Source organism: Pseudomonas sp. UYIF39 (genome assembly GCF_029963765.1).
Classification (GTDB): Bacteria; Pseudomonadota; Gammaproteobacteria; order Pseudomonadales; family Pseudomonadaceae; genus Aquipseudomonas.
Genome location: NZ_JALBYU010000001.1, coordinates 408136 through 423439 on the forward strand (window position 1 = coordinate 408136; position 15304 = coordinate 423439).

Annotated in this window: 11 protein-coding genes; all 11 read right to left on the reverse strand. The window is 58.5% G+C overall.

Annotated elements, in window-relative coordinates; all coding sequences use genetic code 11:
• Nucleotides 1-101: 101 nt before the first annotated feature.
• The 11 genes from MO767_RS02060 to MO767_RS02110 all read right to left on the reverse strand — a co-directional run bounded on the left by MO767_RS02060 (nucleotide 102) and on the right by MO767_RS02110 (nucleotide 15181).
• Entirely contained in the window at nucleotides 102-755 is a 654-nt protein-coding gene (locus MO767_RS02060; RefSeq protein ID WP_282479187.1) for a DUF2931 family protein, read from the reverse strand.
• Nucleotides 748-4230 (reverse strand): type VI secretion system tip protein TssI/VgrG, encoded by a 3483-nt coding sequence (gene tssI, locus MO767_RS02065; RefSeq protein ID WP_282479188.1) that lies wholly within the window; start codon nucleotides 4228-4230, stop codon nucleotides 748-750. The genes MO767_RS02060 and tssI overlap by 8 nt, the downstream gene beginning before the upstream one ends.
• 371 nt (nucleotides 4231-4601) lie before the next feature.
• Nucleotides 4602-5546 (reverse strand): carbohydrate kinase, encoded by a 945-nt coding sequence (locus tag MO767_RS02070; RefSeq protein WP_282479189.1) that lies wholly within the window; start codon nucleotides 5544-5546, stop codon nucleotides 4602-4604.
• A gap of 13 nt (nucleotides 5547-5559) precedes the next feature.
• Entirely contained in the window at nucleotides 5560-7056 is a 1497-nt protein-coding gene (gene xylB / locus MO767_RS02075; protein ID WP_282479190.1) for a xylulokinase, read from the reverse strand.
• A 49-nt stretch (nucleotides 7057-7105) separates the two neighbouring features.
• On the reverse strand, nucleotides 7106-8581 hold the full coding sequence (locus MO767_RS02080) for a mannitol dehydrogenase family protein (RefSeq protein WP_282479191.1): 1476 nt from the start codon (nucleotides 8579-8581) through the stop codon (nucleotides 7106-7108).
• 16 nt (nucleotides 8582-8597) lie between these two features.
• Nucleotides 8598-9701 carry a sn-glycerol-3-phosphate ABC transporter ATP-binding protein UgpC gene (gene ugpC, locus MO767_RS02085; protein ID WP_282479192.1) on the reverse strand — a complete coding sequence of 368 codons (1104 nt, stop codon included), beginning with the start codon at nucleotides 9699-9701 and terminating at the stop codon, nucleotides 8598-8600.
• A 165-nt stretch (nucleotides 9702-9866) separates the two neighbouring features.
• A complete protein-coding gene (locus MO767_RS02090; protein ID WP_033055010.1) occupies nucleotides 9867-10697 on the reverse strand; it encodes a carbohydrate ABC transporter permease in 831 nt (276 codons plus the stop codon).
• A 10-nt stretch (nucleotides 10698-10707) separates the two neighbouring features.
• Nucleotides 10708-11607 (reverse strand): sugar ABC transporter permease, encoded by a 900-nt coding sequence (locus tag MO767_RS02095; protein WP_282479344.1) that lies wholly within the window; start codon nucleotides 11605-11607, stop codon nucleotides 10708-10710.
• A 169-nt stretch (nucleotides 11608-11776) separates the two neighbouring features.
• Complete coding sequence (locus MO767_RS02100) at nucleotides 11777-13087, reverse strand: sugar ABC transporter substrate-binding protein (protein ID WP_282479193.1); 1311 nt, start codon at nucleotides 13085-13087, stop codon at nucleotides 11777-11779.
• Nucleotides 13088-13315: 228 nt separating this feature from the next.
• Entirely contained in the window at nucleotides 13316-14221 is a 906-nt protein-coding gene (locus MO767_RS02105; RefSeq protein WP_282479194.1) for an AraC family transcriptional regulator, read from the reverse strand.
• A 78-nt stretch (nucleotides 14222-14299) separates the two neighbouring features.
• The gene (locus MO767_RS02110) at nucleotides 14300-15181 is read right to left on the reverse strand and encodes a phospholipase (RefSeq protein WP_282479195.1); all 882 of its coding nucleotides are present in this window, start codon (nucleotides 15179-15181) and stop codon (nucleotides 14300-14302) included.
• Between the last annotated feature and the right edge of the window lie 123 nt (nucleotides 15182-15304).

Genomic DNA, 15304 nt, shown 5'->3' on the forward strand with positions numbered 1-15304 from the left:
GACCCGCCTCAACAAACTGCGCCGTCCCGCGCATGTTCAATTGGAGGATGTGCAGCGCGCTAGCCCGTCACCTCCAGGAAACTTTAAGGGCCAGCTCTGACTTACTTCCAAGAGTCGTACGGCACACCAAACTTCTCGACATAGGCTTTGGACACATCAGAAAGTGAATCGTACTCACCGCCAGACTTACCTTCATACGGGCCGCGCGGATCAATCACGGCTTTTACCGTAGTTACCTCAATCGGTGTCATGCAAGGGCCGCCTACCCAGACTCTGGCGATACCTCCGGGGACCAGCCTTATGCCGATTGAATCACGATAACCTGTGATCCATTTCCCATCGGCCGCGCAGAACACTTTCTCCCCCTTGCGCATGATCTCTCGAGTGGCTTCGGGGATTTTTATCACCATCAGGTAGGTTTGCGGTTCGACCAGCGATTGCCAGCGGACATAGATCTGTTGGGGCAAGTCCGCCCCTGTCACACGTTTTCCGCCTCCGGCTGGCCCTCTTTTCGGCCAACCACGCGGATTGCCGGCGTTGTTGGGAGGCGCTTGCATTGACGCGATGCCACTCGCCGCACGTTGAAACACATGGTCCTGAATGTCGACGACATCGGCTGTTTCGATCCAGACCTCCATGTAATCAGGAGCCGAGAACCCCAGAGTCCATGCTTTGTAAGGCATTGAGCTGCTGCTAGCAAATGTGCAGCCACTGAGCAGAAAAACGACAAGAGCGATACGGATAAAATTACTCATTAGGATGCACCGTGCGCACAGAGTTTTCGTCTGGTCGATTAATGAAGACGATATTCAGATCGCTATTATTTCGACTTTTAGCGGCGTTCCAGTTATCGGAGATATGAACGTAACGTTGGAACAGCAGTTCCTCCTCCTGCGGAGTCAGCCCGGTTGATTTGCTTTTCCCCTGAGCGTAGGCCATCAGTTTTTCGGAGATGGGAACGAGGTCCGCGGGTAACGCAAGTCGCGGATTTTTTTCGGGGATCTGTCGAAAAGGCACTCCATTTTCCACGGCCAGTTCGCGCATGATCCGAAAGTAGATCAAGGACAGCTCACTGCGGACTTCGCGTTGGCTGCTGACGGCGGCATACACGTATTTCATGTTTTTTTGATCGTCTTTGTCAGTGCTACGAAACGGCACCTCCCAAGTCCGGATTTCCAACGGAAGGTTATATTGGGCCAGTTGATCTTGAAACCGTCTCAAGTCCTGCTGGGCAACCTTGTAACTGTTGGCTTCAGCGAAAGTGGTCCTTTCTTCGACCGGGCTTTTACGCGGTTTGCTGAGTAGAATGCGCTCCATCGCCTTGGGTAAATAGCCACCACCCAGGTCTGAATGCACGCCAGGCAGGACAATATCGGCCGCGCCAAGACTGTTGAGGGCAAAGTTATAACGGCGTTCATTTCGAGCCACCAATTGGACGACCTTCTTGGCCGCCTCGGGTGCCAGATGGATATTGATCCCCGGGTTATAAGCATTATTACCAGTCCAGTCCCCCACCAGCGGATTGGCAATAGCCGCGACGGTGTCGTAAACGCCAATGAAATTTATGGACACATCAGAATGCGGTGTCCAGGCAAAGCTATCCGACAATATCGGAGCCCCCATCGGCAACACTTTGGCGAGGATACTTTTGTTCCCCTTTAATACCTCATTGGCAAAGTCCCTTGCCGCTGCGGAGCCACGGCTGAATCCGAAGATATCGAACTCGATTTTCGCCACCCGCTTATCGGGGTTGTTGTCTTGAAAGGTTTGGATAGCCCTGAGAATAAGCGGCGGAGTTTCTTCAGCTCGCGCCCGGACGCCCTGGGCACCAATGCCTGTACCTTGCGAAAAGGTGGAGTCAGCTTCGGTACTGCTAGTACCGATGCCATCCACGTAAACGCGCAGGCTGGCTGTCCTAGCATCAATCGGCAGAGTTATGTCCCTTTGGTCTAAGTAAAGGTCATAGAGCCGGGCGACGTTGCTGACATCATTGCCATAACTGTTATCCGGGCTACTTCCCTTTCCGTCATAACCGTGAGCCGCACAGAACTGACGAATATCTTCAGCTGCTTCCTCCAGGTTCACGTCCGGCGCAAAGCAGCCAAAGACACGCTCGCTGTTGTTGCGGTTGTTGCCCGTCCCATCGAAGAACATCCCAACACGTAAGGTGATGTCTTCCAGCTCGACCTCTTCTTCCTCTTCCTCAAACTCTTCTTCCACCGCAGGTGGTGCCGAGTCAGGAGCGACACTGAGTTTCCCAACCGGTGGCGCACTCAACAGTTGCCCCGCAATGGCAGCGGCGGCGGCACCAGGGATTAATGGAGTGAGAATCTGGATGCCAGTGCCGGCACCCGGCCTACCGCCCGAATTAACCTTCACCTCAGCCCCGCTGATGGTCACGCCACCCGCATCAATCTTCACAAAGCTCCCGCCAGCCTTGGCCGTCAGCTCCATGCCGCCCTCAACCACAACCTTTTCCCCAGCGTTGTAGTGAATCTCCTGACCCGCCTCAACAAACTGCGCCGTCCCCACCTTCACATGCTGAGTCACGGCAACTGTCAGGTGATCATCCGCCCGGGTCTCAGTTTTGCGATCCAGGTGGGTAATCCGATGCTCTTCAACCTTGAATTCGCTTAAAACATTGGCCTCGACCGTGTCGTGTCGCTCGTTGCCGACGCGAATCTTCTGGTCATGCTCAATGTTTTCATCCCAATCGCGCTGGGCATGCAGGTAGATCTGTTCCGCACCTTTCTTGTCTTCAATCCGAAACTCGTTGTAGCCCTTACCGCCCGGTGAGCTGAGCGTCTTGAAGGTGCTGCGGGTTTTGTTCGCCGGCAGGTCGTACGGGACGACGTTTTCCTTGTGGTACAGGCAGCCGGTGATCAGCGGTTGGTCGGGGTCGCCTTCCATAAACGACACCAGCACTTCCATGCCGATGCGCGGGATGGCGATGCCGCCGTAGGCGCTTCCGGCCCAGCCGGTGGCGACGCGCAGCCAGCAGCTGGTCTTGTCGTCGGCCTGGCCTTCGCGGTCCCAGTGGAACTGGACTTTGACGCGCCCGTACTCGTCGCAGTGGATTTCTTCACCTGCAGGGCCGGTGACGATGGCGGTCTGGCTGCCCAGGACTTTGGGTTTAGGGTGTTCGAGGGCAGGGCGGAAGTGAGCGTCCCACGGGGTGGCAAGGAAGCGGTTGCGGTAGCCCTGGTGGAAATCGTCTTTGTTCTGGGTGACGTCGCTGGTGACGTTTGCGCCAAGCACTTGCGGCTGTTTGCCTTCGTGCACCACTTCCAGCAGCAGCCAGAGGTCGTTCCACTCGGCGCGCGGGTGTTCGCTCAGGGCCATGAAGTGGCCGCTGACCAGGGTGGGTTCGTCGCCTTTGCCTTCGGCCAGTTTGTAGTCGCTGCGATGGCGTTCCAGGGCGCGAGTTGCCAGTTGCTTGCCGCGTTCGCGGTCGGTGAAGCGGCCGGGGTAGTCGTAGTCTTCCAGGTCCGGGGCGAACGCGCTTTTGGCGGCGCCCTCGGGCAGGATGCGCGGTTTCTCGAAGTCGTAATCGCGGCGGCTGACGCGGGTAGTGCGGGTTTCCAGGCGCAGGTTGAAGCGCTTGATCACCGGTTTCTCGGCGGCCATGCCGGAGTCTTGCTGGTAGGCCACGGGCGCGAGTTTGCGGAACACCGTCTGGTCGTCGCCGAACACCAGTTTGTGGCCGCTGGACGAGTGCTGGAAGTGGAAGTGAATGCCTTCTTCTTCGCACAGACGCTGGATGAAATGCAGGTCGGACTCGTCGTACTGCACGCAGTAATTGCGTTCCGGGTAGATCGCGCCGAGCTGGAAGCTGTAGGCGTCGGCCAGGATGCCGCGCGCTTCGAGGACCTGAGCGATGATCTTCGGCACACTTAAATGCTGGAAAATCTGCTGGTCATGGTTGTGGCGCAGGTAGGCGAGTTGCGGCACCAGGCTGATGCTGTAACGGGTCAGGCTTTTACCGGAATCGCCTTGCTCGATGCGGTACACCAGACCGTGGATGATGCCTTTGCCGGTGGCGCCGAAGGTCAGGCAGCCAGGCTTGTGCAGCAACTCTTCGAGTTTCAGGTCGGGGCGGGCGCTGACCAGTTCGATGTCGAAGCAGAACGGCTGATTGAGGGTTTCGCGACCGACGAAGCTGAGTACCTGAAGGTCAACGGAAACGCCTTCCAGCGTGAGGGAAATATGGGTTGCGTTCGCGTCCAGCATGCCTTTAATTCCGTCCTTTGAATAAGCTGGTGCGGATGGTGCAGGATTAAAGCGCCTCGTTCAAGGCGCAAATGCCGTAGGCGTGGACGCCTTGTGCTATCAGGAAAACCCCTAGATAAACGGTTTCGGCCAATGAATGCGGGGATGTTTCGTCATCCGTTCCTGGACATGACAGCGTCATACCCTTGCGGCGACCGTGAATTGACAGTCATATTCAGACTTTTGGAGTGGTGCCCCTGATGTTAGCGGTGTGTGTTGCACCGCCATCGCGAGCAGGCTCGCTCCTACAGTGGATCGTTGTTGAGCACAAAACCTGTGTTCACTGATGATCCACTTTGGGAGCGAGCCTGCTCGCGATGAGGGCCTTACATTCAGCGCATTTCCAACTGCTGCCGATACGGCAAATCCGGCCCGGTCTTGCTGCATGTCAGCGCCGCTGCCTGCACTGCAAATTTCAACATCCCGTCGATTTGCCCGCGCTCAAGCGATTGCACACCCTCAACCGAATCCAGCTGCTGCTCGGTCAGCCAGGTAATCAACGCCGCCTGGAACGTATCACCCGCGCCCACGGTATCGGCGATTTTCACTGAGCTTGCTGGCACCGACCATGAGCCATGGTTGCGGCTGAACACCGTAGCCCCCTCACCACCCCTGGTCAGGAACACCAACTGACAGCGATGCTGCAGCCAACCTTCAATCACCCGCTGCGGGTCCTGCTCGGGATACAACAGGCTCAAATCCTCATCGCTGACTTTGATCAGGTCGGCCAGCTCAACCAGGGTGGCAATTCGCGAACGCCACAGGTCGATATTCGGCTCAGGATTGAGCCGCACGTTGGGATCAAGGCTGATCAAGCGTTTGCCGCTTTCGCGCTGCACCAACGCCAGCAGCGTGTCGGCAATCGGTTGCACCACCAGCGAAAACGAACCGATGTGCAAGCCGCGCACCTCAGGGCCCAGTTCCGGCAGATGCTCGGCTTTCAGCTGACGATCTGCGCAGCCTTCACCCCGGAAGCTGTAATGCGGCGAACCATTGGTACCGACGGCCACCATGGCCAGGGTCGTAGGCGCAGCGAAATCCACCAGGTAATCCGCGCGCACGCCTTCATCCTGCAGGACCTGCTGCAAGCGCCGACCGAGATAGTCGGTGGACAGGCCGGCAAACAACGCAGCCTCCACCCCCAAACGGCGCAAACCCACCGCCACGTTGAACGGCGAGCCGCCGGCAATCGCCTTGAAATTCACTTTTGAAGCCAGGCCGCTGGCGTCGTCTTCACTGAAGAAATCGAACAGCGCTTCGCCACACACCAGGTACATAGTTATTCACTCTTTAAAGGGTTGCGACATGTTGTTGATAGCGTTCGTAGGCCTGCTGACAGGCCGCCACATTGTCTGCGATCGGCAAGGTTTGGCTGGCTGGATCGAGCTTCACGCAACGCTCGCATAGGTCCGCCAGGCTGTCATCATGCCCGCTTTCCCAGGACCTGCACCACGCCGCCTGAATCGCGGCGCCAAGGGCCGCGGCTTCGCTTTGTTCGGTGCAGATGACTGGGGTATTCATGATGTCCGCGACGATCTGCCGCCACACCGGGCTTTTCGAGCCGCCGCCGATCAGGCAAATGCTGCGGCTTTGTAGGCCATTCTGGCGCAGCAGGTCCAGCCCATAACGCAAACCGAAGGTGGTGCCTTCGACTACCGCGCGGCACAGGTTGGCCTGAGTCAGGTTGGTCATCGTCAACCCCAGCAAGCTACCGGTGGCATGGGGCAGGGCGGGGACGCGCTCGCCGTTGAGGAACGGCAGCATGCACACGCCTTCGGCACCGATGGGTGCTTGCTCAACGAGGGTGTTGAACTGCTCGATATCCAGCTCGAACAACTCGCGAATCACCCCGGTCGCGTTGGTCAGGTTCATGGTGCAGATCAGCGGCAGCCAGCCACCGCTGGAGGAACAGAAGGTTGCGACGCAAGCGTCCGGACTGACTTTCGGTTGATCCGCATAGGCGTACACCGTCCCCGATGAACCGAGGCTCATGGTAATAGCGCCGGGCTTGATATTGCCGGTGCCGATGGCGCCCATCATGTTGTCGCCACCGCCGCTGGAGACCAGCGCCTGCGGGTTGATGCCCAGGTGTTCGGCGATGCTCGGCAGGATCGTGCCGACGGCTTGATGAGCGTCGATCAGCTCCGGCAGCGCAGCTTGCAGTCGTCCGGTGGGATCGATGTCACGCAGCAGCTGCAAATCCCACTGGCGGGTGCGCACGTTGAAATAGCCGGTGCCCGAGGCGTCGCCGTACTCGCTGCAACTGCGGCCGGTGAGCCAATAGTTGAGGTAGTCATGGGGCAGCAGGATGCGGGCGGTGCGAGCGAAAATCTGCGGGTGTTGTTCTTTGCTCCAGAGCAGTTTGGAGACTGTGTAGCCCGGCGCGATCACAACGCCGAGGCGTTCCAGCGAGCCTTTTTCGCCACCCAGATGGGCCAGCAGACGGTCGTTTTCCGGGGTGGATTCGGTGTCACACCAGAGTTTGGCCGGACGCAGCACCTGGCCCTGATCGTCGAGCAGCACCAACCCATGTTGCTGGCCGGAAACGCCGATGCCGAGGATGTCCTGGCCGTCGACCTTTGCCGCGAGCAATGCGCGGTGGGTGGCAAGCGCGAAGGCCTCCAGCCATTGCGAGATGTCTTGCTCGCGGCGGCCATTGGCGCCACTGATCAGGCTGTGCGCGGCGGCACCCTGGCCCAGCACCTGACCGCTGACGGCGTCGAGGATTATGGCTTTGGTGCCTTGGGTGCCGCAGTCGATGCCGAGGAATAGTTGCTGGTTTGTCATGAATGCATGCTCTGCGTGGGAATGCCTCAATGGACGCTCTACGTCCGCATCAGTTGGCGAGTACTCGTTCGAGGGTTGTTGTCACGCCGACGTCACGCAAGCTGTTACAGCACCATTCAAACGCCGCCACAAACTCGGGCGAATGCGGGATCGCCGTACCAAAAATCTCCTCAACTGCCAGCAACCGCTGCGTGATCAACGCATCATCCGCCACCAGCGCCTGACAGAACGCCGCCCGCGGATCAGGAATGCTGTAGGTATCGCCATTCTCGTCCACGCCCTTCAAATACAACGCCCAAGCCGCTACTACTAATGCCGCCCGTTTGGTCTCCTGCCCATCAGCAATCAATCGAGTGATCGTCGGCACAGTGAACTTCGGAAACTTCGACGAACCGTCCGAACACACGCGCTCCAGCTGATCGGCAATCGCCTGGTTGGAGAAGCGCGCCTCCAGCGTGTTTTTGTATTCGGTCAGGTCAATCCCCGGCACGGGTGACAGTTGCGGTGTGACGTCCAGGTCCATGTAGGCACGCATGTAGCGCACGAACAGCGGGTCGTTCATGGTTTCGTGAACGAAGCGGTAACCCTTCAAAAAACCCAGATAAGTGAGTGCGAGGTGACTGCCGTTGAGCAGTTTGATCTTCATCTCTTCATAAGGCGTGACGTCGTCGGTGAACTGGACGCCGACCTTTTCCCAGGCCGGACGACCGTTGACAAACTTGTCTTCCAGCACCCACTGCACGAAGGGTTCGCAGACCACCGGCCAGGCGTCGTCGACGGCATGTTTGTCGGCCAATTGCAGGCGATGTTCGGTGCTGGTCATCGGCGTGATGCGGTCGACCATCGCGTTGGGGAAACTCACGTTGGTGGCGATCCAGTCCCGCAGATCGGCATCGCGCAGGGCGGCAAACGCAAGCAACGCTTTGCGAGTGACCGCGCCGTTGTGCGGCAGGTTATCGCAGGACATCAAGGTGAACGCGGGCGTGCCGGCTGCACGACGTTTGGCCAGCGCGGCGCAGAGAAAACCGAACACGGTTTTCGGTGCGTTCGGGTGTGCCAGGTCGTGCTGGATTTGCGGCAGCTGGGCCATGAACTCGCCGTTGCTGTCGTCGATGCAATAGCCGCCTTCGGTAATGGTCAGCGAAACGATACGGATCTCGGGGCTGGCGAGTTTGTCGATCAGCGCTGCCGCGCCATCTTCGGCCAAAAGCATGTCGCGAATCGCGCCGATGACCTTAACTTCGGTGTCGTCGGTATCACCCAGTTCAAACAACGTGAACAGATAGTCCTGTTCCTTTAAGTCGTCCCGGGCGCGGCGGTCTTCGGCGCGCAGGCCGACGCCGCAAATGGCCCAGTCCAGGGCTTCGCCGGCATTCATCAACGCATCGGTGTAATACGCCTGATGCGCCCGGTGGAAACCGCCGACGCCGATGTGCGCGATGCCTTGGCGGGTGTCGCTCAGGGCGTAGGCGGGCAGGACCACCTCGGGGGCGAGGCGGTTGAGGTTCTGTTTATTGAGTTTCATCACATGCTCTCTAAAATCAGGCCGCAGCGCGCAACGGGCGGGTCAGCGCCACACCGTCGGCATCGAATAAATGGCAGTGCTCGGCGTCCAGGTGCAGGCTCAGCGACTCGCCATAACGGCTGGCCAGGTCGCCGCGAACGCGCATGGTCAGCGCTTCACCGGACGAGGTCACCACGTGGCAGAAGGTGTCGCTGCCCAGGCGTTCACTGACGTCGGCGGTGACCTGCAAGGTGCGGTCGCCGGTTCGCGCGAGGTTCAGGTGTTCCGGACGAATGCCCAAGGTGACCGCGCCACCGACACTCAGGTTGGCGCCGCTCAGCGGCAACGTGATGCGGGTGCCGGCGTCCAGCAGCACTTCGCAGCTCTGGCGCTCAATGCGGGTGACTTTGCCCTTGAGGAAACCCATTTTCGGCGTGCCAAGGAATCCGGCGACAAACAGATTGGCCGGTTGGTGATACAGGTCCAGGGGCGAGCCGACTTGTTCGACTTTTCCGCCATTGAGTACGACAACCTTGTCGGCCATGGTCATGGCTTCGACCTGGTCGTGGGTCACGTAGATCATCGTGGCTTGCAGTTCTTTGTGCAGGCGCAGCAGTTCCAGGCGCATCTGTACGCGCAGGGCGGCGTCGAGGTTGGACAGCGGTTCGTCGAACAGGAAAATTTTCGGGTTGCGCACGATGGCCCGGCCGATGGCCACGCGCTGACGCTGGCCGCCGGACAACTGTTTCGGCTTGCGTTCGAGCATCGGCCCGAGTTCGAGGATGCGTGCCGCTTCGCCGACTTTCTTCTCGACTTCGGCTTTCGGTACGCCAGCCAGGTCGAGGGCAAACGACATGTTTTTGCGCACGCTCATGTGGGGGTACAGGGCGTAGGTCTGGAACACCATCGCCAGGTCGCGCTTGGCCGGGCTGACTTCGGTGATGTCGCGGCCATCGAGTTCGATGGTGCCGCCGCTGACTTCTTCCAGGCCGGCGATCAGCCGCAGCAAGGTGGATTTGCCGCAGCCCGACGGGCCGACGAACACCACGAATTCCTTATCGTTCACTTCCAGGTCGATGCCTTTGATGATGGAAAAGCCTTCGAAGCCTTTTTGCAGATTCTTGATTTTCAGGTTGGCCATGATGATGGGCCTCCACTTGTTGTTATTCAGTTGAGCCGTGCGGGCTTTTTTGTGGGAGTGAGCCTGCTCGCGATGAGGCCGTGTCAGTCAACATCACTGTTGAATGACACTCCGCCATCGCGAGCAGGCTCACTCCCACAGTGGATCGCGTTGAGTCGGCGATCTTCATTTCACGGCGCCGAACGACAGGCCGCGGACCAATTGTTTCTGGCTGATCCAGCCGAAGATCAGGATTGGCGCGCAGGCCAGCGTCGACACCGCCGACAACTTGGCCCAGAACAGACCTTCGGGGCTTGAGTAGGAGGCGATCAACGCGGTCAAAGGCGCGGCTTTCGACGAAGTCAGGTTCAAGGACCAGAACGCCTCGTTCCAGCACAGGATCAGCGACAGCAGCACCGTGGACGCCAGGCCGCCCTTGGCGATCGGCAGCAGCACCCGGACCATTTCCTGCCACAGCGTGGCACCGTCGAGGCGCGCGGCTTCGAGGATGTCCTTGGGGATGTCTTTGAAGTAGGTGTAAATCATCCAGACCACGATCGGCAGGTTGATCAGCGTGTAGATCACGATCAGCGCGATGCGCGTATCGAGCAGGCCGAAACTCTTGGCCAGCAGGTAGATCGGCATCAGCACGCCCACCGGCGGCAGCATCTTGGTGGAGAGCATCCACAGCAACGTGCCTTTGGTGCGCTTGGTTTCGTAGAACGCCATCGAGTACGCCGCCGGCACCGCAATCAGCAGGCACAGAGCGGTAGCGCTGAACGAAATCACCACCGAGTTCCAGGCGAAACTGAAGTAGTCGCTGCGCTCGTTGATGTGCAGGTAGTTCTCCAGCGTCGGCGTGAAGATGAACTGTGGCGGCGTGGCGAACGCATCGATTTCGGTTTTGAAACTGGTCATCACCATCCAGAAGATCGGGAAGAAGATCAGGATCGCGATGGCCCAGGCCAGGGTGCCGAGCAGCAGGCTTTGCAGGCGGCGGGATTGTTGAAGGGTCATGGCGCAGGCCTCAGGCTTTGTCTGTCAGGTTTTTGCCGATCATCCGCACCAGCACGATGGCCGCGATGTTGGCAATCACCACCGCGATCAAACCACCGGCGGACGCCATGCCGACGTCGAACTGCACCAGCGCCTGGTTGTAGATCAGGTAGGCGAGGTTGGTCGAGGCGTAGCCGGGGCCGCCGTTGGTGGTGGTGAAGATTTCGGCGAACACCGAGAGCAGGAAGATGGTTTCGATCATCACTACCACCGCAATCGGCCGCGCCAGGTGCGGCAGGGTCAGGTGCCAGAAAATCGCGATCGGCCCGGCGCCGTCGAGGCGCGCGGCTTCTTTCTGTTCCTGGTCGAGGGACTGCATGGCGGTCATCAGGATCAGGATCGCGAACGGCAGCCATTGCCAGGACACAATGATGATGATCGACAGCAGCGGGTAGTGCGCCAGCCAGTCCACCGGCTGCGCGCCGAACAGCTTCCAGACGTAGGCGAGAATCCCCGACACTGGATGGAAAATCAGGTTCTTCCAGATCAGCGCACCGACGGTGGGCATGATGAAAAACGGCGAGATCAGCATCACCCGCACGATGCCGCGACCGAGAAACTCACTGGCCTCCAGCAACGCACTGATCAACACGCCGAACACCACGCTGATCAGCAGCACGCTGCCGACCAGCAACAAGGTGTTGGTGGCGCCGGGCAGGAACCCCGAGTCGCTGAGGAAATAGGTGAAGTTCTCCAGCCCGACGAACTGGTTTTCACCGGGATAGAGCAGGTTGTAGCGGATCAGCGAGAAGTAAACGGTCATGCCCAGCGGCACGATCATCCACAGCAGCAACAACGCCACCGAGGGACTGACCAGGAACCAGCCGGGGTTGGCCAACCGGCTTTTACGCACCGGTTGGGCAATGTCCATGTGAGCTTTGGCAGTTGAAATATTCATGGCTTCAAACCGATTAGGAACAGACAAAATGAAGATCAACTGTGGGAGCGAGCCTGCTCGCGATAGCGATCGTTCAGCCGACATAGATGTTGAATGTCATGGCCTCATCGCGAGCAAGCTCGCTCCCACAGGGGGACGCGGGTTACTTGGGGTAACCGGCGCGCTTCATCTCACGTTCGGTGGTTGACTGGGCAGCGGTCAGGGCCTGGTCAACCGTGGTCTGGCCGATCAGCGCTGCCGAGAACAATTTGCCGACCTGGGTGCCCACGGCCTGGAATTCAGGAATGGTCACCAACTGGATGCCGATATACGGCACGGGCTTGAGGGTCGGCTTGCTCGGGTCCGCGGCTTTTAGCGACTCGAGGGTCACCTTGGCGAACGGCGCAGCCTTCATGTACTCATCGCTGTACGTCGAAGCGCGGGTACCTGGCGGCACGTTGGCAATGCCGTCTTTCTCGGCGACCAAAGCGCCATATTCTTTGGAAGTGGCCCAGGCGCTGAAGGTTTTCGCCGCGTCCTTGGCCTTGGAACTGGTCGGAATTGCCAGCGCCCAGGAATACAACCAGGCCGAGCCCTTGTCGGTGGTCTCGTGCGGTGCGTAGGTGAAGCCGACGTGGTCGCTGACTTTGCTTTGGGTTTTGTCTGTGACGAAGGAGCCGGCGACGCTGGCATCGACCCAGATCGCGCATTTGCCGCTGTTGAACAGCGCGAGGTTTTCGTTGAAACCGTTGCTCGATGCACCCGGTGGACCGGATTTCTTCATGGTGTCGACGTAGAAATTCAGCGCGTTCTTCCACTCGGGGCTGGTGAACTCCGGTTGCCACTTCTCATCAAACCAGCGCGCACCATAAGCATTGGCGACGGTGGTGATCAGCGCCATATTCTCTCCCCAACCGGCCTTGCCGCGCAGGCAAATGCCGTACTGTTCTTTATCCTTGTTGGTGAGTTTGCTGGCGAATTCGCTGATCTGGGTCCAGGTCGGATGCTCGGGCATGGTCAACCCGGCTTCCTTGAACAGATCGGTGCGGTAATAGGTGATGGAGCTTTCGGCGTAGAACGGCAAGGCATACAGCGAACCCTTGACCGACAGGCCTTCACGCACCGATGGGAACACGTCGTCGAGGGCGTAACTGGCCGGCAAATCCTTCATCGGCTCCAGCCAACCCTTGGCACCCCAGAGTGCGGCTTCGTACATGCCAATGGTCAATACGTCAAACTGTCCGCCCTGAGTGGCAATGTCGGTGGTCAGGCGTTGGCGCAGGACATTTTCTTCCAGTACCACCCAATTGAGCTTGATGTCCGGGTGCTCGGCTTCGAAGGTTTTCGAGAGTTTTTGCATGCGGATCATGTCGCTGTTGTTGACGGTGGCGATGGTCAGGGTCTGGGCGCCGAGGCTGACGCTGCTGAGGGTCATGCAGGTGAGGGCAAGCAGAGCTTTTACAGAAGGTTGCATCGTGCACTCCTTTTCTGCACCCGGCGGGTTACAGAAGGACAGTTATTGTTTTTGTGTCTTCCGACGGCAGGAAGAATGTGCACTGATTACAGCCTTCAATTGATGACGTGACAAATCATCCGTCGCACTTGAATCGATACTTTTTTGCACTCATGTTTGGAGGGAGAGGTGCAGGGAACGGCTTTTTAGCGGTTAGACCCTATGGAATCCGTACAGGTTTCCAGGCGTTTAACCCAGATTTTGCTCAGTCAACCGCTGCACCGCCAACCGCCGGTAATGCGACGGCGTCATGCCCTTGAGTTGCTGAAAACGTCGATTGAAATTGGAAATATTGTTGAAGCCCGATTCGAAACACACATCGGTTACCGGTTTGTCACCGTCGGCCAACAGCTCACAGGATTTGCTGATGCGCAGTCGATTGACGAATTCGATGAAGCAGCGGCCGGTGGCTTGCTTGAACACTCGACTGAAATAAGTCGGCTTCATGCCCAGGTGCTCGGCGACTTCCTCCAGTGGTAGCTCCCGCGCGTAATGCGCAAAGATGTAATCCACCGCCCGGTTGGTGCGATCGATATTGTGCTCGTCGGCCAACTGCGGTGTCGTGGCCCCAGACAGCAACTGAAAGTCGTCAGAGGCGGCAAGCAACTCCAGCAGTATGAAAAAGTGCCCGAGGCGCGTCACGCCTTTGGTGTCGGCGATGCGCTGCATCAAGGTCATGGCCTGGCGGATGGTGCGCTTGCAGCGAAACTCGATGCCGTACTGGGCGCGCTCCAACAACGGCGCCAACGCTTTGAGTTCGGCAAACACCAAGTGGCCGCTGTCGAATAACTCATCCGTAAAGTTGACCAGCATGTCGCGCTTGGGCACTACTTCGTCTTCGGCCACCTGACTGATCCAGTTGTGGGGCAGGTTGGGGCCGGTGAGGAATAGCGATTCCGGATAGAAGTTACCGATGTAGTCACCGATGAACACTTTGCCGGAGCTGGCGACGATCAAGTGCAGCTCGTATTCCTTGTGAAAATGCCAACGCACCAACGGGCAGGGGAATCCGTGCTGACGATAGATGATGGACAACCCGTTGTGGTCGTCCATCAGTTCGTAGGAGGGGTCTGTTACACGGGCTGTTCGAGTCATGTCGGGGCGCTTTTCTGTTATCGCTACCCGATCATGCCTCTTTTGGCGCCGGCTGTACCAGCCTGCCAAGACTTTCGCTTAGACCCGCGCGCGCAACCTGTCTCCGTAAACCGCCTTCATGCTGCTGGCGACCGAGCAGTAGCGGACAATATCCGACTCGTCAAAGAAATCGGTGCTGATGATGCTGCACCGGGTGCCCCAATCGCGACTGGAATGAAACCAGTCGTTGATCTGGTTTTTGATGTGCTGCGGGCCACCCAACAGCGAATAGCACGTCGCCGGCAAAGACCAGAGAAATCTATCGTAAGGCGCCTCCACAAGGGTGGTCTGGATATGCGATTGCAGATCGTTGGTGTCGGTGAATACCTTGCCATTCCACTTGTGAGGGATTTGCGGCCAGAAATACTCACTGTCGAGTCCGCGCTTCGCCTGTGCTGCCATGACAATACGGCGCTGCGAACTGGCGCTCTTGAGCTGTTCCACGGTACTGAATGCAGCTGAAGAGGGGATCAAGCGCGACCCCAGGCGGCGCATCAGAAGATCATTGAGTTGTTGGTAGTCGAAAGGCTTAGCTGCATCCCCTAACTGGTGGAAGTCGAGGACGATGAACTCATCCGGGTTTCGGTCGAGGAATGTCGTCACCGCGTCGATCAGTTCATCAAGAATGCGGTGGGACTGATAGCCGTTGTGATGGAAGTAAAACACCGGCACTACCGGGCCGGCGGTACAGCCAAGCCGGATATCGAACGCCCGTGCACCGTTGGCCAGTTGCCAGGCAAATGAGTCGTTCTGGCACGTCGTCCAGTTGCCGAGCACCACTTCATAGTTCGGCGCTTTTTTGTCCATGCCGGCGTTGTGCGTGCCGGGCCAGACGATGTCGGTCAGCCTCAACCGGTCGATTTCCAGTACGTTGCTCATCCATTTCTGTTTGTCGAGTGTGGTTGCTGTATTGCGGGTCATGACAGTTCCTTGTCGTTGATTCGCCCCATCCGTGGGGAGAAGAAGTTCATGTGTCGGATGTGGCTGGGTGCCACATCCGTATCACTCGCCTGAGACAAAAGGCTTTCATGACCCAGCATAGAA

Excerpts from the sequence above, each read along its gene's own strand:
- MO767_RS02060 (WP_282479187.1), bottom strand. The coding sequence starts at position 755 with ATGAGTAATTTTATCCGTATCGCTCTTGTCGTTTTTCTGCTCAGTGGC.
- tssI (WP_282479188.1), bottom strand. The coding sequence starts at position 4,230 with ATGCTGGACGCGAACGCAACCCATATTTCCCTCACGCTGGAAGGCGTT.
- MO767_RS02070 (WP_282479189.1), bottom strand. The coding sequence starts at position 5,546 with ATGTACCTGGTGTGTGGCGAAGCGCTGTTCGATTTCTTCAGTGAAGAC.
- xylB (WP_282479190.1), bottom strand. The coding sequence starts at position 7,056 with ATGACAAACCAGCAACTATTCCTCGGCATCGACTGCGGCACCCAAGGC.
- MO767_RS02080 (WP_282479191.1), bottom strand. The coding sequence starts at position 8,581 with ATGAAACTCAATAAACAGAACCTCAACCGCCTCGCCCCCGAGGTGGTC.
- ugpC (WP_282479192.1), bottom strand. The coding sequence starts at position 9,701 with ATGGCCAACCTGAAAATCAAGAATCTGCAAAAAGGCTTCGAAGGCTTT.
- MO767_RS02090 (WP_033055010.1), bottom strand. The coding sequence starts at position 10,697 with ATGACCCTTCAACAATCCCGCCGCCTGCAAAGCCTGCTGCTCGGCACC.
- MO767_RS02095 (WP_282479344.1), bottom strand. The coding sequence starts at position 11,607 with ATGGACATTGCCCAACCGGTGCGTAAAAGCCGGTTGGCCAACCCCGGC.
- MO767_RS02100 (WP_282479193.1), bottom strand. The coding sequence starts at position 13,087 with ATGCAACCTTCTGTAAAAGCTCTGCTTGCCCTCACCTGCATGACCCTC.
- MO767_RS02105 (WP_282479194.1), bottom strand. The coding sequence starts at position 14,221 with ATGACTCGAACAGCCCGTGTAACAGACCCCTCCTACGAACTGATGGAC.
- MO767_RS02110 (WP_282479195.1), bottom strand. The coding sequence starts at position 15,181 with ATGACCCGCAATACAGCAACCACACTCGACAAACAGAAATGGATGAGC.